Here is a 17995-nt window from a genome sequence, read left to right as displayed (position 1 = left end):
TACCAAGTAACTGCAGATTAAAGCGGCTTTAGCTTAAAAAACGTTTCAAGTCATCAGGTATAGGCATTGGTTTGAAAGGGCTAACATTAGTGCCGCCGGTGTTACCGAGTGGGACCCATATACGCGAAAACACAATTGAAGCAGCCATGCGAGCAAACTGACCAATTATTTCCTTGGCATTATGGGTTTTAAAACCAATTTTACACATCCACCAATGCGAGTAAGTATGCGCAATGATATAGCTTTGACCCAGAATATGAGCTCGCTCTAAGTGATAAAAAGCGGTTGTGTAATCTGCTTTCTCATAACTCGTTTTAGCCAATATCATTTCGGTGTTAAAGGCATGTTTGAGCTCACTATTCATGGCGAATGTCATTTTCAGTAATGGTTGTTTATTTGTAATGCCGTTTGTACCAAAAGTAAATACCTGAAATTGTGAAAAATAACGGTGACAAAGCCAATAGTAACCACAGTAATTGCACGATAGGGCCTGCAAAATCACCAATATGAAACTTATATTTAAAGTTCCATGTTTGCGTGGTCCATGAGCTTTGGCTGGCATCATAGCTTGCAACAATATCTGCTGAATATGGGTTTGCCCATACCCAACTATAGGCATGGCTTTCACCCGGGTTCTCTATTCTAAAGCCTATGTTATCAGTTGGTTTTTTCGGTAAATAAATTCTAAATAACTTACCCTCAGGAAATACAGTTTGTGCGTTATCAAACGCTTTTTGCACTTGTAAAGGCGTGTCTGCTAAAGGGGGAATAACGGCTGGCGGTTTAGGTCTCTCTTCAACAGTGCCTTGCATCACAAATTCTAATACGGCTTTGGTTTGTTCTTTCCAATGAAACGCCATACCTGTGTAAGCAATTAAAATGAGGGGAATTAAAAAGTAAACACCCAGAACGGTATGCAGCTGATACATCAACACTCTAAATTTAGCTTTACGCTTAATAGCCAAGCGCTTCATGCGATTTTTTGGTTTAACCCAAATATAAAAACCGAGCAGAATTTCAATAATAAGAATGAGCGCACACACCGAAACCCAGTTTCTTAACGGGCGGTTTTTATCGCCATCTTCATATAGCAGCCAGCGGTGCAAAGCCATGGTAAAGCCATAAATCGTACTGTAGTAATCGTACTCATGTAACACTTGGCCGTTGTAAGGATTTACACTGACATAGCGGTTGTTTGCTAACTGTAATTGCCAAGCAAGATCACTGCGCTGCTCAGGTATTAACAGGGTAACTGGTTGTTTAGTTGAAGCTGAAACGTGTTTTATGAGGTCATCAAAATCAAGTGCTGAAGCCGCAGGTGTTACAGTCCATTTATCGCTTTGAGTAAGGTATTGAATGTCTTTTGCGTAAATAAGCAACGCACCGGTCAAACTTAAACAAATCAAAAATAAACCACTTACTAAGGCAAGCAATAAATGCGTACGACGTAACCACAACTTCAACAAGGTTTGTTCCTTCAGTTTGCTGTTAAAACAAAACTGAATAGTAAATGATAACGCGTAACATTTACACTAAAACTTGTTCAATGGTGCAGCTCTCAATTGCAAAGTTATCATGTAAAAAGTGACGTATTTCATCGTTATTGATGTTTTGCTTGGCACTAAACTTGAGCTCGCAATGAAAGTGATGATCATCTATTTGCCACGTTTTGAGGTAATCAACATCAGTGATGGCAAATTGGGCTTTAAGCTCAGTAATAGCTGCTGTTAAAGAAAAATTATCAGGGGCTGCTTGCATTAAAATTTTACTGCTCGCTATTAGCAGCAAAATACCATGATAAATGACATACACAGAAATCAGCATAGTGGCAATTAAATCAACAACATACCATTGATAAAGAATGATTAAGGTACCAGCTATGATCACCACCACAGAAGCTAATGCATCAGACACATTATGTATAAACGCAGCACGAATATTCATACTGTCTTTTGCGCCTGCTTTGTAAGTTAAAAGGGCGGTGACAAGGTCAATAATGAGCGCAAGTCCAGCGACCCAAATGATGATCCAACCGTCAATGGGCTCAGGGTTTAAATAGTTGGAGATCGCTTCAACAATTAAGTAACCACCAATCACAATTAAACTTAAGCTGTTAAATAGGGTTGCTAAAATTTCAGCGCGTTTATAGCCGTATTGATAACGATCATTAGCTGGTTTGGCACCTATTTTTCGGGCGATTAGGGCAATGAATAACGACGAGGCATCACTTAAATTATGCAGTGCATCAGCAATTAACGATAAACTGCCAGAAACAAGGCCGCCAATCACCTGAGCGACAGTTAATAACACATTGATTGCAACTGCCAGCATGAGTTGGCGGGTGCTTTGGTTATTTGTATCGTGATGATGGTGGTGTCCGTGTCCCATAAAAATACCGAGTTATTGATTTGCTTTATTTTTATACCATGCGTGCCGTGGTATTGAAATGTTTGTAATGATTTGTTCGTGTACAGATTATAATTTACTGTTCAAATGCCGGTGGATTTGTTAATTTATCGCCGTTGTACCAATCTTAGTTCTAATTTTTAGGCTCAATGTGAAAGCTGCATTTATTATTTTGATTAGCGTATTATTGCTCCAGCCCTTGCTGGATAGCTTTGATGTGGCCGATCATAATGCTGCGTTTAATCACACCTCGGTACTGCTATCAGAAGAAATTGACCTTGAAGCCCATTGTGCAGCCAATGGCGATCACCTGTTACACCAATTAGAGCACACCGAACTGAGCAAACAGTTGTCTGATTCAGCCGAAAAAGGCCATTGTCATGTTTGTCACAGCCCAGCGTTTGTCGATTCGCTGCAATTGACCGAGCCTGCTGATACCTATTTTACTAAAATTGAATCTCTCGATTTAACCTTCACATCAGCAGATTTAGCACCGTTACATCGCCCACCTATTTTAGATCTTACTTAATCCCAAACCCTTTTTAGATTTTATTTGGGCTTAGCCCATTTTAAGTAAGAGACGATATATGTTTTTAAGAAATTTTATGCGTTACGCATTACTGTGCGTATGCTTTATGTATGTGACAAATAATTCTGCGAAAGAAGCACATGAACATCAAGAAAATGAACAAGCTGAGCATGCTAATGAAGTCAATTTAACTGAGCAGCAACAGCAACTAGCTAATATCAAGGTTGAGCGCCTTGTACTGAAAAAACACAATCAAACCTTATATGCACCGGGTGAAATTAAAGCCAATGGTTATGCCAGTTATGTGGTGTCACCGCGCGTTGATTCAATCGTTGTAAAGCGCCATGCCTTGTTAGGGCAACATGTCAATAAAGGTGACTCTTTAGTCACCTTATTTAGTGGCGAAGTTGCCAGCCAGCAAACTGAATTTAGATTGGCCGAAGCAGAGTTAAAACGGCTAACTAAAATGACACCAGGCACGGTGAGCAAAAAGCAAATCTTAACTGCCAAAGCCGAGTATGAAGTAGCTTATAGCCGCTTAGTTGCCTTTGGTTTATCAAAACAAGCTATAGCTCAAACACTGACTATAAGCCCAGAAAAACTCGGCGAATATACCTTATTTGCACAAACATCCGGTGCTGTTTTAACCGATAACTTTGCCCAAGGTCAGCGAGTTGATTCGGGGATTGAGTTGATGCTGATTACTGATGAATCAGCGCTTTGGGTTGCAGCTCAGCTTTCATCGAACCAAGACCGTATTATTAATAATGGCTCGACAGCGCTGTTAGAAGTAAACGGTAATCGCTATCAAGCAACAGTCATTCAAGAAGCACATACCATTGATGAACAAACACGCTCACGAACCGTTAGGCTCGAGGTAAAAAACACCCAGCATAGTTTGCACCCAGGCATGTTTGCGGATGTGTATTTTCATTTTGAAACAGACCAAGAGGTACTTGCCGTACCTGAAAACGCGTTAACACGTAGTGCAGATGGTGACTGGCAGTTATTTGTCGTTGATGACGATGGTGGCTTTGCTGCCCAAGAAGTAACCCTTGGCAGAAGTTTTGGTGATTATCGTGAAGTATTAGGTATTAAAGCCGGGCTTGAAGTTGTCACCCAAGGTGCTTTTTTTATTGCATCACAGCTAGCTAAAGGCGGATTTGATCCGCATAACCACTAGAGGTGACGCATGTTTAATTTATTAATTGAGGCGGTGATAAAGAACCGTCTACTCGTGGTATTGGCCTTACTTGCAGCGATTGCAGTGAGTGCATTTATGATCCCAAAACTTAATTTAGATGCTTTTCCTGATGTGACGAATGTGCAAGTTGCGGTGAATACCGAAGCACCAGGGCTTGCGGCTGAAGAAGTAGAGCAACTGATCACATACCCGATAGAAGCAGTTATGTATGCGCTGCCCGATGTAGAGCAGGTGCGTTCTATTTCTAAAACGGGGTTATCGGGCGTCACTGTGGTGTTTAAAGAAGGTGTTGATATTTACTTTGCTAGGCAACTGGTTTTTGAACGTTTGCAGTCTGCTAAAGAGCTGATCCCAGCTGGTGTGGGTATGCCAACCATGGGCCCTAATACATCAGGGCTTGGACAAGTCTATCAGTATTTACTTGAAGCAAAGCCAGATGCCAACATAGATAGCATGGCACTGCGTAGCTTAAATGATTGGGTGGTTAAATTACTTATATTACCTATTGATGGTGTGACCGATATTCTGTCATTTGGCGGTGAGGTTAAGCAGTATCAAGTGAACATAAACCCCAATAAGTTACTTGCTTATGACCTAACACAGCAAGATGTTAGTGAAGCTCTAGATGCTAACAACAGTAATGTGGGTGGCTGGTATATGAATCGTGGTCAAGAGCAGCTTGTTATTCGTGGTACAGGTTGGTTTACCCCAGGAGACAAAGCGCTTGCTGAGATTGCGCAAACACCTATCAAAACCATTGATGGTACAGTCGTTAAAGTGGCAGATGTTGCAAATGTTGAGCTTGGCAGTGAAATTCGACAAGGCGCTGTCACCTTATCTAAACGCAATGAACAAGGCGAAATAGTCAATCGTGGTGAAGTGGTGACTGGTATCGTGCTGAAAAGAATGGGCGCTAATACCAAGCAAACAATTGATGGCATTAACGCGCGTGTCGAGATGATAAATCAAGCGCTGCCAAAGGGGGTTGAATTTAAAGCCATTTACGACCAAGCAGAGCTTATTAGCCAAGCGGTACAAACGGTTATTGATGCACTGCTTTTAGCTTTTGTGTTTATTATCATTGTATTAGCGCTATTTTTGTTGGATTTAAGAGCAACATTTTTGGTGTTGTTGTCGATCCCTATTTCGATTGGTTTAGCGCTGAGTGTAATGGCATGGCTTGGCTTGTCGGCAAACTTAATGTCGTTAGGTGGGATTGCTGTTGCAATCGGTATGCTGGTAGATGGCTCAGTTGTGATGGTTGAGAATGTATTTAGACACTTAGGGCTTAAGCATAATCAACATAAGCCTTCTTCGCAGCTGGTGGCTATTGCTGCAAAAGAAGTGGCACGGCCTATCTTTTTTGCCTCTTTGATTATTCTAACGGTATTTTTACCGCTGTTTAGCTTTGAAGGCGTTGAGGCTAAGTTATTTCAGCCAATGGCAGTGAGTATTATGCTTGCGATTATTAGCGCTGTGATCGTTGCCTTGGTTGTGGTGCCAGCTCTGTGTGTGTACTTATTTGCTAAAGGCGTGACAGTAAAGCAAAGTATTTTGTTAAAACCTATCGATATGCTTTATCAACGGGCTTTACAAAAAGCATTGCAGGCCAAACGCAGCGTTTTAGCTATAGCAGGGTTATTGTTGATTGTTGCGGCCGTTATGCTACCTAGGCTGGGTACTGAATTTGTGCCAGAGCTTGAAGAAGGCACTATTAACCTACGTGTGACACTTTCCCCATCTGCAAGTCTCGATACGGCAATCTCAGTGGCGCCTAAGCTTGAAGCCATGTTGCTTGAATTTAGTGAGGTGGAATATGCGCTGAGCCGAATCGGTAGGGCTGAAGTGGGAGGCGATCCTGAACCAGTTAACAACATTGAAATCTATTTAGGCTTAAAACCTCATGAGCAATGGGTAAACGCGAAAACTCGGGTCGAATTACAGCAGCTAATGGAAGCCAAGCTTGAGCAGTTCCCTGGGCTTTTGTTTAACTTTTCACAGCCTATAGCAACGCGAGTAGATGAGCTTTTATCCGGTGTTAAAGCGCAATTGGCCATAAAATTATTTGGTAGTGACCTAGGCGTTTTAACTGAAAAAGGCCAACAAATTGAGCAGTTAGTTCAGCAAATACCTGGTGCTAAAGATGTCGCGATGGAGCAAATAGGCGGTGAAGCACAGCTGATAGTTAAACCTAACCGTTTAGCATTGTCGCGCTTTGGTTTATCGGTGGCTGATTTGATGGATGTAGTTCAGCATGGTATTGGTGGGCAATCCGCAGGGCAAATCATTAATGCCAATGAGCGCTATGATATTTATGTACGCATAGCCCAAAGATTTAGGCAAAACCCGAATGTGATTGCTGATCTTCGACTGCAAACCCCCACGGGTGCCATTGTAAGGGTGGGGGATGTAGCCGATGTACAAATTGAGTCTGGCGCTCCGCAAGTTCGTCGCGATGATGTTCAAAGGCGGGTGGTTATTCAAGCGAATGTGCAGGGGCGAGATATGGGATCTGTAGTTGCCGATATACGCGCTACCATTGCCGATAAAATGCAGTTACCTAGTGGTTACAGTGTGGCGATTGGCGGTCAGTTCGAAAACCAACAACGGGCACAAAAGCGGCTAATGATAGTAGTGCCAGTGGCCTTATTACTGATTGCGTTATTGCTTTATTTTGCTTTTAGTAACCTATCGCAAGTGGTGCTGATTCTTGTCAATGTTCCCTTGGCTGTAATTGGTGGGGTGATTGCATTGTATGTGTCAGGACAATACTTATCTGTACCCAGTTCAGTAGGATTTATCACACTGTTTGGTGTTGCTGTATTGAATGGTGTTGTGATGGTCGAAAGCATTAATCAAAGGATTAGTGCAGGAGATAGCAAAGATAAAGCAGTATTTGAAGGCGCTGTTTCAAGGCTAAGACCCGTACTCATGACCGCGCTTACTTCAATGCTTGGGCTAATTCCAATGCTCCTTAGCACAGGAATAGGGGCCGAAATACAAAAGCCACTTGCTACGGTTATTGTTGGCGGCTTGGTCAGTGCAACCTTCTTAACTTTATTTGTACTTCCGGTACTTTATAAGTCGATGAGTAAATAAAGCATAATGGGGCTAACTTTTAGTAGCCCCTTTTTAAATGCCGTGTATTTCTGTAAAGGGCGTTTACACCATGCTAAAGCCCTTATAAACTGGGCGTTACAATAATGATGTAAAAAAGGAATACAGAGTGAGTAACGCAATTACAATTCGTCCGGCAGTCGCAAGTGATGCTGCAACAATCCTACATTTTATTACCGAACTTGCTATTTACGAAAAAGAACCCGACGCAGTTAAAACAGACGAGCAAGCTATTTTAAAAACGTTATTCAGTGAAGGCGCAACGGCGCATAGTGTTATTTGTTTAGACGGCGACACACCAATTGGTTTTGCAGTGTATTTTTATAATTACTCTACATGGCTTGGCAAAAATGGTTTGTATTTAGAAGATCTTTACGTCAGTGCAGATAGCCGTGGTAAAGGTGCTGGTAAGCAAATTATGCAATACTTAGCTAAGCAAGCACTCGAAAAAGACTGTGGTCGTTTTGAGTGGGTGGTACTTGATTGGAATAAACCAGCCATTGATTTTTACGACAGCATTGGTGCTAAACCACAAAACGAATGGATTATTTACCGCCTAACAGGCCAAGAGCTTATCGACTTTGCGCATCAATAAGTAATGTTGCTATAAATAAAAATTATCAAATAACAATATAAATAAAAATCATTTGCATTTGATCTTTTCTGTGTGTAGTTTAAATACACATAGAATGATTGGTATAAGTGCAGGTGATTTTTATGACTCAAACAACACGCCACACACCGTTAACTTCGCACGCCATTGATGATGCGCTTGCTCCTTGGCAAAGTGCTATTTATCAAGGCAACTTAGCATTTGAATCTGGCGAGCTTATTACTGCGCGTGATCATTACACGGTTGCAAGCATCCGCGCCGAAACACTTCTGGCGCAATTTTCTAATATTCCAATCAACCATTCGGTAACTCGCTCGTTAGAGCATTGTATTGCAGCATTTGTTGTTGCCACTTTGAATCTTGCCGACACCTTTAAAGTCATGCAAAAACCCGATAAAGCATGCACCTGGCTTTGTCATGCTCATCAACGATTAAGCGTGCTATTAAATCACCCAGAGCAGCAAGTTCGCACCTTGGTGCTGCACCATCATCATAAAACCTATTATGAGCTGGTTAAGTTTGCGAGCATGGCATCGGCATTTCCGACACTCATTAACCGAATCAACCAGCTATTAGCTGACCATCCCCATAAAACGCAGTTATTACATTAACGATAAGGAATCAGTATGCCTTTTACATTACCCGATTTAGCGTATGACTATGATGCACTTGAACCGCACATTGATGCGAAAACCATGGAAATACATCACACCTTGCATCATCAAACCTATATTAATAAAGCGAATGCTGCACTAGAGGGCAGCCATTATTCAGAGCAAGATGCTGAAACATTACTCCGCACTATTTCATCAATGCCTGAGTCTTTACAAAAAGCAGTACAAGAGCATGTGGGTGGCCATCATAATCACTCATTATTTTGGCAAGTTATGTCTCCTAATGGCGGTGGTACGCCAAGTGCAGAGTTAAACACTGCAATAGTTGATACATTTGGCAGCTATGACGCATTTAAAGAGCAATTTACTAATGCCGCGGTAAGCCGCTTTGGTAGTGGCTGGGCTTGGTTATGTGTTGATGAAAATAACCAATTGGTCGTTGAAAGTAGCCTTAATCAAGATAGCCCATTAATGCATAATCATACGCCTATTTTAGGGCTTGATGTGTGGGAGCATGCGTATTACTTAAAGTATCAAAATCGTCGCCCTGAATATATTGCAGCATTTTACGAAGTGATCAATTGGCCGGAAGTTGAACGCCGATATTTAGCCGCAGTTAAATAGCTGTTTAAATAGTTAAGGTCCGAAACTGGCTAGTCAAAAAATAATATTCAGTTAAGCTAACGGTATTAGCGTGTAACGAGAAGAATTATGACTAGCCAACAATGGCAAACTGCAAGGCAAAGCCGCGACCCACGCTTTGATGGGGTGTTTTTTGTGGCGGTAAAAAGTACAGGCATTTATTGCAGACCCATTTGCCCCGCACCAACAGCACAAGAAAAGAACGTTGAATACTACCAATACGCGCACTTAGCTGCGCAAGATGGTTTTCGACCCTGCATTCGCTGCCGTCCAGATAGTGCACCGAATAGCCCCGCTTGGCTAGGTACTAAAACCACCGCATTACGTGCCAAACAACTGATTGATAAAGGCGAGGCTTACGACTGTGAGGTTTTAGCCGACAGACTCGGCGTGTCGAGCCGCTATTTACGCCGTTTGTTTAACCAACATTTTGGACTGTCGATCACCCAATATCGATTATTTAACCAATGCAATTTTGCCAAGCAGCTATTACAACAAACAGATTTGTCGGTGGCAGATATCGCATTTGCTTCTGGTTTTAATAGTATTCGTCGTTTTAATGATGCTTTTTTAAAGCAGTTAAATATTGCCCCTTCAAAGTTACGCAAGTCAGATAAAAAACCAGCCTCAACATTAACTTTAACACTGGCATTTAGGCCGCCTTATAACTGGCAAGCACTCCATGATTTTTTGCAGCGCCGTTTAATTAGCGGCCTAGAATGGTTGAGCGCAACAAGCTATGGTCGCACTTTTAAAGATAAATATTGCCAAGGGCAATTCACAGCGCATTTTGTTGAGCATAAAAACCATTTTAAAGTAGCAATTGATATTGATAACACCCGCTATTTACAGCAAGTGATCCATAACATTCGCCGTGTGCTTGATTTAGACGCCGACACGCACACTATTGAACAGCATTTAGATGCAGAGCTTAAAGGCGCGATGCCGCTTTGTGTTGGGCTGCGTTTGCCGGGAATTTGGTCAGACTATGAAGCGGGGATACGTGCGGTACTTGGTCAGCAAGTGAGTGTTACAGCGGCTCATAACCTAGTAACACAGCTTGTAAGTGAGTTTAATCAGCAAAGTAATAACCACTATTTTCCAAGCCCTGAATGGGTTGCCAATTCTGAACTCGATTTTTTTAAAATGCCACAATCACGCAAAGATGCGCTAAGGCGTTTAAGTGCTTATTGTCAGCAAAATCCAGATAATCAAGAGCTTAATAATTGGCTTGAGCTCAAAGGTATTGGCCCGTGGACAGTTAATTACGCCAAGCTACGCGGTCAAAGCCACCCCGATATTTTACTGGCAGGCGGCTTAGGGGTTAAAAAAGCCCTCGCTGGAATCAGCGAATTTAATAGCGAGCACTGCGCGCCATTTCGCTCTTATTTAACTTTTCAACTATGGCAACAATTATGAGTATGCAACAAGTTATTATGCCAAGCCCGATTGGCGATATTACCATTCAAAGTACATCAAAAGGCGTCAGTTACGTCGGCTTTTACCCGGTGGTTGCAATGCAAACAGAGGTTGTTGATGAGCACACTCTTACACCCATTTTAATTTGTATAAGTGAGCTTAATGAATATTTTAACGGTGAGCGTACACGTTTTACAGTACCCCTTGATACCCAAGGTACTCACTTTCAAAGGCAAGTGTGGCGTGCGCTTATAGATGTTGAGTTTGGTCAAAGCAAGAGTTACCAAGATATTGCACTTGCCATTAATAACCCAAAAGCGGTGCGTGCAGTGGGCGCTGCAAATGGAAAAAACCCAATTAGCATTATTGTGCCGTGCCATCGAATTATTGGCGCAAACGGTAAACTCACAGGCTATGCAGGAGGCCTTGAAAGAAAAGAGTGGTTACTGAAACACGAAGGCTTGTTATAAAACAGCAATTTTACTGGGACAACGATTGAGGTAATAAGAGTAAGGTAATAGATGATGTTGTCGCGCGATTAGGGTAGCATATTGCGACTTTAAAATTTGGGCAACATCATGGCACAGCTGTACTTTTATTATTCTGCAATGAATGCAGGCAAATCTACCACACTTTTACAATCTGCATTTAACTACCGCGAACGTGGTATGGAACCGGTTATTTTAACAGCGGCTATTGATGATAGAGCAGGTGTTGGCAAGGTGTCTTCACGTATTGGTTTACAGGCTGATGCGCATATTTTTGATGCAGATAAAGATGTATTTGAGCTAATCAAATCATTAAATGCAGAGCAAAAGCGCCATTGTATTTTAGTTGATGAGTGTCAGTTTTTATCAAAAGACCAAGTAATGCAATTAACAGATGTGGTTGATGAGCTTGGTATTCCGGTGCTGTGTTATGGCTTACGTAACGATTTTAGAGGCGAGTTATTTAGTGGTTCACAATACCTACTTGCCTGGGCAGACAAACTAATTGAGTTAAAAACAGTGTGTCATTGTGGTCGTAAAGCTAACCATGTACTGCGTACCGATGAGCATGGCAATGCGATTGCAGACGGTAATCAGGTAGAAATTGGCGGCAACGACCGATATGTATCGGTGTGCCGCAAACATTATAAAGAAGCGTTAAATCTCGGCCGCTAATGCCGAGATAAAACTATCAATATCTTGCTTAGTGACGCCTAAATGGGTCACTAATCGCAGTGGTTTACCCGGTGAAAACAGCATATTTTGCTCTTTTAGTGCATGTGCCACTGCTTTTAAATCGATATGTTCGGCAACATTTGCGTAAACAATGTTGGTATCGATTTGAAAAGTTGACGTATCAAAACCAGTTAACGTGTTTAACTGCTCAGCTAAATACGCCGCGTTATCGTGATCCTCAGCAAGCCTTGCTACGTGATGCTCAAGTGCATACTGGCCAGCGGCTGCAAGCATACCCGCTTGGCGCATACCACCACCAAGTACTTTACGCCAGCGGCGCGCTTTATCAATCAGTGCTTTGCTACCTAATAATAGTGAGCCAACAGGCGCACCGAGTCCTTTTGATAAACAAATAGACACTGAATCAAAATACTGGGTGATCTCAGTGATATCAACACCTAACTTAACCGCCGCGTTATACACGCGGGCACCGTCTAAGTGCAGAGCAAGGTTATGTTTATCAACACACTCTCTGGCTTCTTTTAGATAACTTAGCGGGAGAACTTTGCCACCAATGGTGTTTTCTAAGCTAAGTAGTTTGGTTTTAGCAAAGTGAAAGTCATCAGCTTTAATTGCAGCCACAACTTTGTTTAAATCTAGGCTGCCATCGGCATTATTTTCAATTGGTTGTGGTTGAATAGAACCCAATACAGCAGCACCGCCACCCTCAAATTTGTAGTTATGTGCTTGTTGACCACAAATATATTCGTCGCCACGTTCACAATGCGCCATTAATGCTAGTAAGTTTGCTTGCGTGCCAGAGCTGCAATAAAGGGCGCTTTCGAAGCCATGGCGCTCAACAGCAAATTGTTCAAGTTGATTAACGCTTGGGTCGTCACCATAAACGTCGTCGCCTACTGGGGCGTCATTCATGACCGCGCGCATAGCTGCTGTTGGTTTTGTAACTGTGTCTGAACGAAAGTCGATCATCTTATTATCCTTATACTAGTTCGTTAAGAATGGCTTCGCGGTCAGCTTGGTCAAAATAGCTCCAAGCAATAAAGCGACTAATTTTTTGGCCTTGTGCCATTTTTATAACTTTTACTTCTTTCACATCAAGTGTGCTAAGTAGCTTTTTTACATGCGGTAAAGTGTCAGACTTAGAAACAAGCGATGTAAACCAAATACATTGCTCTGCAAACTCTTGGCTCTCAACGCACATTTTACTGATAAATTCGCGCTCACCGCCTTCACACCAAAGCTCGTTTTGGCGGCCACCAAAATTAAGCGCTTTTTGTGGCGCTTTGTTAAGGTTTTTCCATTTACGCTCAGTACCTGCTTTGGCCTGTTGCTCGCTGGCATGAAACGGTGGGTTACATAAAGTTAGGTGAAAAACATCTTTATTCGATATCACGCCCGTAAACATTTTATTGGCGTTGTTTTGCTGCTTAACATTAATTTTCAGGCGGTTGAATTGCACGATTTGTTTGGCAATTTTAACAGACAAGGCATCAATATCGGAGCCTGTGAAGTGCCAGCCATATTCGTGATTACCAGTAAGCGGGTAAATCACATTTGCACCTGTGCCTACATCAAGCACTTTTACTTGCTTACCCGTCGGAATATGACCTTGGTTATCGCTTGCTAATAAATCGGCCAAGTGATGAATGTAATCCACTCTGCCAGGAACCGGTGGGCAAAGGTAGTTGTCGGGCAAATCCCAAAAATCGATTTTATAATGGCTTTTTAATAACGCTTGGTTGAGGGTTTTAACCGCTAATGCATTGGTGAAATCAATGGTATCAGTGCCCGCTGGCGTTTGCGTTATATAAGGTGTTAGGGCAGGAGTATCTTTGCATAGCAAAGTAAAGTCGTAGCCATTTAAGTGGCGATTTCGCGGATGCATTAAGGAAAACCTATCTGTTAGCCATATCAAAGGCTGATTGTACCAAATAAATCTTTGCTCTGAGTTAGTTTGCGGTGGATATTTTTGCTTAGTAGCATTAATACATGGTGAGTAAAAATAAGTTGAGAACTGATTGAGTGGATTTACTCAGAGTATGGGCTAGTTGAGGTTAAGAGCGAAAGAACGGGCATATTGGCCATGATACAAGCAACTAAGGTTTGTGTTTATAAAATTTTGACACAAATTGGGTCACATTGGGTACTACCATAAGACATTTAAAGCTGATAAATTCGTAAGTGATTCAATCAAGGAAAAATAATAAAAATCATGGTTAAAAAGATACTTAAAGGAATTGGTATAACATTTTTAGTGTTAATTAGCTTATTTGTACTTTTAGCAATTTGGACTGCGAATAAATCGTCTGCTTACAAAGAAACTGCTATTCCTTACCTAAATTCAGCAATTGTAGATATTTCTAATTGGGATGCTCAAACTCTAAAAAACTATATGACCCCATCATCAATTGAAAATGCCACAGATGAAGATATTTCTAAAATCATGCGTGCATTTTCAAAGTTGGGCGAATTAAAAGAACTAGGTGAATTTGAATTTATAAATGTTAGCTCTAAAGCTGTTACTGGAGGTGGTTCTGGTACTTATGTTACTTATTTAATTCCAGCTTCATACACTAATGGAGACGCAAAAATAACCGTCACGTTAAAAGAAGAAGGTGAGTCATTCTCTATTTATAACTTCAATTTAAATTCGATGGCGCTTATTGATTAAGTTTTATCAAAAATAGCAAGCGCAACTGGTTGTATTTAAATAGTTTATTTTCAAAGGAATGTTTATGTCTAAAATTAAAAAAATAGTGATAGCTGTAGTAATTGTGCTAAGCCTTGGCGCAATTGCTAAACAATACAATGAGCACAATCACACAGAGATGGCAATTAAAGAGTGTGGCAATAAAGACAACATCGCTAAAGTCGACTCTAAAGGTTTTGAGTGTAAAGACTAATAGAGAATAGCGACAGTTGATTGATGTTATAAATACGAAGCAGCCGTTACGTTAAATAATGCTTTATGAATATGGAGTTAGTTTAAACTATGAATGAAGCAGAGAAAAAAATCCTACAAGTCATTGAGCAATATGGGTGTTATGTAACATCAGTTTTTGATCCTGAAGGTGAGAGCCCCAACTTTACATATTCAACAGGTATCAGTAAAACATATGATGCACCCGAACTTATTATAATCGGTTTAAACAGCAAACTAGCTCACTCAATAGTAAATAATTATGAAGGACGTTTAAAAAATGGTGAGAAATTCTCAATTGGTGAATTCTATGAGGGGTTCTTAGAAGGTTTTGATGTTACTTTCTGTGAGGTATCACAAGAAAATAAACAAGAGTTTATGCTTTCAGCTTGTTGGTATAATAATGACAAATTTGAAGCATTACAGTTGGTGTACCCTACTACTAGTGGTATTTGGCCTTGGGATGCTGCTGCAAACCAGAGCTTTTTAACACTTCAGCCTTGCCTAGCAACAAAGAGTGCGTGGTAATTTTTAAAAGGTCGTTTAGTTAACATTTGAGCGAGGTATGTTCATTCACCTTTGTTAGCTGAATTCATGATGGTTTCAAAAGGTTTTTATAACTCGAAAGTGAAAGGTTTGAATAAAGAACAAAGCAAGGAAAGTTGTATCTTATATGCTGTATTTACAACTGTTTTATTGTACTTCCTTTTTAAAATTACGTTAATTTTTTCTATGCAGTTAAATTGGCATTCAACCTGTCTAAGCTCGCTTTGGGATAATGCCAACTCTGTAGTGACACCTTTTTTAGGGTTTTCCATTGTCGCTGTATTAAGTTGTATCTGGTTTTTTTATTGCGCCATAAAATACAAACAAAAAGCAGGTAAAGCGGTATATCTTTTATTAGGCGTAGGAGCTGTGTTCTATTATTTTTGGTTTAGAGGCTTTTACGGTTTTTGGCAGCTAATGAGCTACGAAAAAAAAGAAATAACAGTACAAGAGTTTTATGAAAAAACAGGTGGTACAGATAGACTCACTTCGATGTTTGGTAACCGCCTCAGGCATCATGAACTGTGTAAGTCACCACATGACTAGATGAATCAAAATGCAGATGAGACGTTTTGTGTGGTACCAATATCAGTTGCTGTAAAAATACACAGCATAGTTATTTCGCTCTTATATTCAAGAAAATGAGCAACGAGCGCATTTTATTTTTCTGAAACCCTTTAGGATTAATTAAAAATACGAGTTGCCGATGCCTTAAGTTATTTGTTACTAATAGATTTATTAAATACATGAGCGTGACATTGGCAGAAAGATTCGTGACGCGCTCACTATTGAATTGTTAGGTAGCTAGATGGAATTTCAGAGTTGGCCAACACCTTTTGAAAATGGCAGTTTGTGGTTAGTTGATTTGTCATGGGGTACCAAAGAGTGGACGTTAGAGAAATCGAATGGTGTAAAGTACCTGATTAAAGGCGACGCAAAACACGAATACCATGAACTTGTTGCTCGTGTATTTCACGAAGAATCACAAACTATATACGAGCTATTATTTGAATCTGTAAATGGCTTTCGTTGTCTTGATGAGCATGGGTTGACTGAAGTTTGGAGCGAAAAACGACCAAAGTTCAATACTTTTAAAATAAGAGGTCACGGCTGGCACAAAGAAAGTCCGCTCACCTTCTTTATAGGAAATGATGGTGAATGGTCTCACTTAATAGTTACTTCTGACGAATGTTTAGAGGTTGTTTGTCGAGAAAGCCCTATTGTAAAAGTGATTGGTAAAGCAGAGGTTTTCGCTACCTAACAAAGCCATAAAACAATGGACGCAAAACAGCAGGCTGGTGGTCCTTTGTCGCTGATTTTAGCAAAGCATTTACGCGCCAATTAGTAAGGAAATATGCCCAAGGAAGCATCATAAACGAATGATTTATCTAACACTTAACTCAAATAACTTTAAGGAAACCAAAGAGTTTTATTGCACGACGTTGTCTTTATTTAAAGCTCAATCTGAAACAAGGCTAATATGCTTAGCAGGAGAGTTAATTTTAGATTTAGATGGTTCTTGCCCATGCGCAGAGTTTGGAATTCATATAGGCGATAAACAAATAACTATTCTAAAAACTCTCGAAAAGACTGGAGTTGTTTATTCTTTCGAAAACAACATTGCTGGAGATTTTTTGGAGCTAATTGATCCATCGGGTAATAAAGTAGGCATATGGGCGCATGGTGGTTCAATAAAATGATTACGCGTAACAAAAAATTATGTCGCCAGAAAGCGGGCTGGGGCGCATATATGAAATACGTTTTAGGAATGCTAATAATGATTTGGAGTATTTTTTCTTCCGCCAAAGACTATCCTGAAGTAGTTGTTGGTGAGGAAGATGGTTTTGTCGATCTGACCTTTACAATTTCAAACTCCAAGAAGCTCGAATCTGGTTCATATGAAGTTGTCGTTAAAGGCAACCTGAAAGGCAATATAGTTGGGTTTGCAATCGAGCTGTTGCCATCGTGGAACCCGCAAGCAGTAGAAGGTATTGATGATCCCTTTTATTGGGGAGAGGCATTCTTCAAGAACACCGGGGCGGAGTCAGTTGCCTTTATAAGATCACTAGCTAGTCTCTACGGAGCTACCGTAAGTGGTGCATCGGTTTCAAATGAGGTATACGCCCAAGTGGTTGGGCTTGCATGCAATCCTGAACAGCTTGAGGTCTCACCTTGCAAAATGAAGCTCTTCTTCAATCCTGACGGAGAGGAAGAACTGTATTCTGAGGTTTTCATAAACATTGATCTTTCTGAGAAAAGGCTGGAGTTCAATGAAAAGGACAATGATTATCGTGCGCCATTATTACGTTCATTGTTGCAATAAAGGCTTAACAAGCGGCTGGACCAGACAAATTTCCGCTGTCACCTTTTTGGCGTGGCAAAAAAGTAGCCATCAAAAATTTGCTTGTTGAGCCGGGCGTTATGTATTCCGGTAGAAATATGGACAACCTGAAAAATTCGATTATGGCACTTGCCGCATCAGCAAAAGTTCAAGAGGCACTTTATCCAAGTTTCGCGGCTGTTGGTGATGAATTGGTGCTTGAGTTTAGTGAATGCTTAGACGACTTGAAAGTTAGTGATTTAACACCTAAACAAGTAGCATCTATTGAGGCGTTAGATGTTTTTATTAATCAGCATTCAGGTGCGCAATTCTCAGCCATGTATCTTGAAAGTAGTGCTTTATTTGACGATCCTAATTGGGAAGAAATTAGGTCACTTGCCAAGCTGGTTGCTGAAGAAATGGGTTGGTCATCAACTGAACCAATCAAACAAAAACATAGAATTGTAACTGGTTAGCTGAG

The 17995-nt window shown here is 40.8% G+C and carries 22 protein-coding genes; 17 read left to right on the top strand and 5 right to left on the bottom strand.

Features of this window, described 5'->3' with window-relative positions; genetic code table 11:
* Positions 1-28: 28 nt before the first annotated feature.
* From PASHI_RS10615 to PASHI_RS10605, 3 genes are all read right to left on the bottom strand, one after another.
* A complete protein-coding gene (locus PASHI_RS10615; protein WP_062565931.1) occupies positions 29-364 on the bottom strand; it encodes a DUF3703 domain-containing protein in 336 nt (111 codons plus the stop codon).
* Positions 365-392: 28 nt separating this feature from the next.
* A complete protein-coding gene (locus tag PASHI_RS10610) occupies positions 393-1463 on the bottom strand; it encodes a PepSY-associated TM helix domain-containing protein (protein WP_062565930.1) in 1071 nt (356 codons plus the stop codon).
* Positions 1464-1527: 64 nt separating this feature from the next.
* Positions 1528-2388 carry a cation diffusion facilitator family transporter gene (locus tag PASHI_RS10605; RefSeq protein WP_062565574.1) on the bottom strand — a complete coding sequence of 287 codons (861 nt, stop codon included), beginning with the start codon at positions 2386-2388 and terminating at the stop codon, positions 1528-1530.
* A 169-nt stretch (positions 2389-2557) separates the two neighbouring features.
* Between PASHI_RS10605 and PASHI_RS10600 the strand changes: the two genes are divergently transcribed.
* The 9 genes from PASHI_RS10600 to PASHI_RS10560 all read left to right on the top strand — a co-directional run bounded on the left by PASHI_RS10600 (position 2558) and on the right by PASHI_RS10560 (position 11707).
* Positions 2558-2935, top strand: a complete 378-nt coding sequence (locus PASHI_RS10600) for a hypothetical protein (RefSeq protein ID WP_062565573.1) — start codon at positions 2558-2560, stop codon at positions 2933-2935.
* A 58-nt stretch (positions 2936-2993) separates the two neighbouring features.
* Positions 2994-4118 (top strand): efflux RND transporter periplasmic adaptor subunit, encoded by a 1125-nt coding sequence (locus PASHI_RS10595; protein WP_082710907.1) that lies wholly within the window; start codon positions 2994-2996, stop codon positions 4116-4118.
* Positions 4119-4127: 9 nt separating this feature from the next.
* Positions 4128-7238 carry an efflux RND transporter permease subunit gene (locus PASHI_RS10590; RefSeq protein WP_062565572.1) on the top strand — a complete coding sequence of 1037 codons (3111 nt, stop codon included), beginning with the start codon at positions 4128-4130 and terminating at the stop codon, positions 7236-7238.
* 127 nt (positions 7239-7365) lie between these two features.
* The gene (locus PASHI_RS10585; protein WP_062565571.1) at positions 7366-7851 is read left to right on the top strand and encodes a GNAT family N-acetyltransferase; all 486 of its coding nucleotides are present in this window, start codon (positions 7366-7368) and stop codon (positions 7849-7851) included.
* 122 nt (positions 7852-7973) lie between these two features.
* The gene (locus tag PASHI_RS10580; RefSeq protein ID WP_062565570.1) at positions 7974-8480 is read left to right on the top strand and encodes a hypothetical protein; all 507 of its coding nucleotides are present in this window, start codon (positions 7974-7976) and stop codon (positions 8478-8480) included.
* A 15-nt stretch (positions 8481-8495) separates the two neighbouring features.
* Positions 8496-9107: a superoxide dismutase gene (locus PASHI_RS10575; protein ID WP_062565569.1), complete on the top strand. Its 612-nt coding sequence runs from the start codon at positions 8496-8498 to the stop codon at positions 9105-9107.
* An 87-nt stretch (positions 9108-9194) separates the two neighbouring features.
* Positions 9195-10544 carry a DNA-3-methyladenine glycosylase 2 family protein gene (locus tag PASHI_RS10570; protein WP_062565568.1) on the top strand — a complete coding sequence of 450 codons (1350 nt, stop codon included), beginning with the start codon at positions 9195-9197 and terminating at the stop codon, positions 10542-10544.
* 2 nt (positions 10545-10546) lie between these two features.
* A complete protein-coding gene (locus PASHI_RS10565) occupies positions 10547-11014 on the top strand; it encodes a methylated-DNA--[protein]-cysteine S-methyltransferase (protein WP_062565928.1) in 468 nt (155 codons plus the stop codon).
* 108 nt (positions 11015-11122) lie between these two features.
* Complete coding sequence (locus PASHI_RS10560) at positions 11123-11707, top strand: thymidine kinase (protein ID WP_062565567.1); 585 nt, start codon at positions 11123-11125, stop codon at positions 11705-11707.
* Here PASHI_RS10560 and ltaE read toward each other — a convergent pair.
* Both ltaE and rlmF read right to left on the bottom strand, forming a co-directional pair.
* Positions 11690-12697: a low-specificity L-threonine aldolase gene (ltaE, locus tag PASHI_RS10555; RefSeq protein ID WP_062565566.1), complete on the bottom strand. Its 1008-nt coding sequence runs from the start codon at positions 12695-12697 to the stop codon at positions 11690-11692. The two genes, PASHI_RS10560 and ltaE, sit on opposite strands and share 18 nt — an antisense overlap.
* Positions 12698-12707: 10 nt before the next feature.
* Positions 12708-13613 (bottom strand): 23S rRNA (adenine(1618)-N(6))-methyltransferase RlmF, encoded by a 906-nt coding sequence (gene rlmF, locus PASHI_RS10550; protein ID WP_062565565.1) that lies wholly within the window; start codon positions 13611-13613, stop codon positions 12708-12710.
* 327 nt (positions 13614-13940) lie between these two features.
* Here rlmF and PASHI_RS10545 point away from each other — a divergent pair, with 327 nt between their 5' ends.
* The 8 genes from PASHI_RS10545 to PASHI_RS10515 all read left to right on the top strand — a co-directional run bounded on the left by PASHI_RS10545 (position 13941) and on the right by PASHI_RS10515 (position 17990).
* Positions 13941-14399 (top strand): hypothetical protein, encoded by a 459-nt coding sequence (locus PASHI_RS10545; RefSeq protein WP_062565564.1) that lies wholly within the window; start codon positions 13941-13943, stop codon positions 14397-14399.
* Positions 14400-14463: 64 nt separating this feature from the next.
* Positions 14464-14631 (top strand): hypothetical protein, encoded by a 168-nt coding sequence (locus tag PASHI_RS22080; RefSeq protein ID WP_165385119.1) that lies wholly within the window; start codon positions 14464-14466, stop codon positions 14629-14631.
* A gap of 89 nt (positions 14632-14720) precedes the next feature.
* Positions 14721-15176, top strand: a complete 456-nt coding sequence (locus tag PASHI_RS10540) for a DUF4262 domain-containing protein (RefSeq protein WP_062565563.1) — start codon at positions 14721-14723, stop codon at positions 15174-15176.
* A 66-nt stretch (positions 15177-15242) separates the two neighbouring features.
* The gene (locus PASHI_RS10535) at positions 15243-15740 is read left to right on the top strand and encodes a hypothetical protein (protein WP_062565562.1); all 498 of its coding nucleotides are present in this window, start codon (positions 15243-15245) and stop codon (positions 15738-15740) included.
* A 262-nt stretch (positions 15741-16002) separates the two neighbouring features.
* Positions 16003-16455, top strand: a complete 453-nt coding sequence (locus PASHI_RS10530) for a hypothetical protein (protein ID WP_062565561.1) — start codon at positions 16003-16005, stop codon at positions 16453-16455.
* A 118-nt stretch (positions 16456-16573) separates the two neighbouring features.
* Positions 16574-16894 carry a hypothetical protein gene (locus PASHI_RS10525; RefSeq protein ID WP_062565560.1) on the top strand — a complete coding sequence of 107 codons (321 nt, stop codon included), beginning with the start codon at positions 16574-16576 and terminating at the stop codon, positions 16892-16894.
* Positions 16867-17517: a hypothetical protein gene (locus PASHI_RS10520; protein ID WP_244269392.1), complete on the top strand. Its 651-nt coding sequence runs from the start codon at positions 16867-16869 to the stop codon at positions 17515-17517. The genes PASHI_RS10525 and PASHI_RS10520 overlap by 28 nt, the downstream gene beginning before the upstream one ends.
* Positions 17518-17633: 116 nt before the next feature.
* Positions 17634-17990, top strand: coding sequence for a hypothetical protein (locus tag PASHI_RS10515; RefSeq protein WP_062565559.1), 357 nt, complete (start codon positions 17634-17636; stop codon positions 17988-17990).
* The last annotated feature ends 5 nt before the right edge of the window (positions 17991-17995 follow it).

The sequence above is a fragment of the Pseudoalteromonas shioyasakiensis genome, from assembly GCF_001550135.1.
GTDB lineage: Bacteria > Pseudomonadota > Gammaproteobacteria > Enterobacterales > Alteromonadaceae > Pseudoalteromonas > Pseudoalteromonas shioyasakiensis.
This window is presented reverse-complemented; position numbering and strand designations above follow the sequence as displayed.

Bases quoted from the DNA above. Each gene is read 5' to 3' on its own strand.
- PASHI_RS10590 (WP_062565572.1), top strand. From the start codon at position 4,128: ATGTTTAATTTATTAATTGAGGCGGTGATAAAGAACCGTCTACTCGTG.
- PASHI_RS10570 (WP_062565568.1), top strand. From the start codon at position 9,195: ATGACTAGCCAACAATGGCAAACTGCAAGGCAAAGCCGCGACCCACGC.
- PASHI_RS22080 (WP_165385119.1), top strand. From the start codon at position 14,464: ATGTCTAAAATTAAAAAAATAGTGATAGCTGTAGTAATTGTGCTAAGC.
- PASHI_RS10540 (WP_062565563.1), top strand. From the start codon at position 14,721: ATGAATGAAGCAGAGAAAAAAATCCTACAAGTCATTGAGCAATATGGG.
- PASHI_RS10560 (WP_062565567.1), top strand. From the start codon at position 11,123: ATGGCACAGCTGTACTTTTATTATTCTGCAATGAATGCAGGCAAATCT.
- PASHI_RS10575 (WP_062565569.1), top strand. From the start codon at position 8,496: ATGCCTTTTACATTACCCGATTTAGCGTATGACTATGATGCACTTGAA.
- PASHI_RS10605 (WP_062565574.1), bottom strand. From the start codon at position 2,388: ATGGGACACGGACACCACCATCATCACGATACAAATAACCAAAGCACC.
- PASHI_RS10615 (WP_062565931.1), bottom strand. From the start codon at position 364: ATGAATAGTGAGCTCAAACATGCCTTTAACACCGAAATGATATTGGCT.
- rlmF (WP_062565565.1), bottom strand. From the start codon at position 13,613: ATGCATCCGCGAAATCGCCACTTAAATGGCTACGACTTTACTTTGCTA.
- PASHI_RS10595 (WP_082710907.1), top strand. From the start codon at position 2,994: ATGTTTTTAAGAAATTTTATGCGTTACGCATTACTGTGCGTATGCTTT.
- PASHI_RS10525 (WP_062565560.1), top strand. From the start codon at position 16,574: ATGATTTATCTAACACTTAACTCAAATAACTTTAAGGAAACCAAAGAG.
- PASHI_RS10520 (WP_244269392.1), top strand. From the start codon at position 16,867: ATGGGCGCATGGTGGTTCAATAAAATGATTACGCGTAACAAAAAATTA.
- PASHI_RS10535 (WP_062565562.1), top strand. From the start codon at position 15,243: ATGATGGTTTCAAAAGGTTTTTATAACTCGAAAGTGAAAGGTTTGAAT.
- PASHI_RS10515 (WP_062565559.1), top strand. From the start codon at position 17,634: ATGGACAACCTGAAAAATTCGATTATGGCACTTGCCGCATCAGCAAAA.
- PASHI_RS10545 (WP_062565564.1), top strand. From the start codon at position 13,941: ATGGTTAAAAAGATACTTAAAGGAATTGGTATAACATTTTTAGTGTTA.
- PASHI_RS10565 (WP_062565928.1), top strand. From the start codon at position 10,547: ATGCAACAAGTTATTATGCCAAGCCCGATTGGCGATATTACCATTCAA.
- PASHI_RS10580 (WP_062565570.1), top strand. From the start codon at position 7,974: ATGACTCAAACAACACGCCACACACCGTTAACTTCGCACGCCATTGAT.
- ltaE (WP_062565566.1), bottom strand. From the start codon at position 12,697: ATGATCGACTTTCGTTCAGACACAGTTACAAAACCAACAGCAGCTATG.
- PASHI_RS10530 (WP_062565561.1), top strand. From the start codon at position 16,003: ATGGAATTTCAGAGTTGGCCAACACCTTTTGAAAATGGCAGTTTGTGG.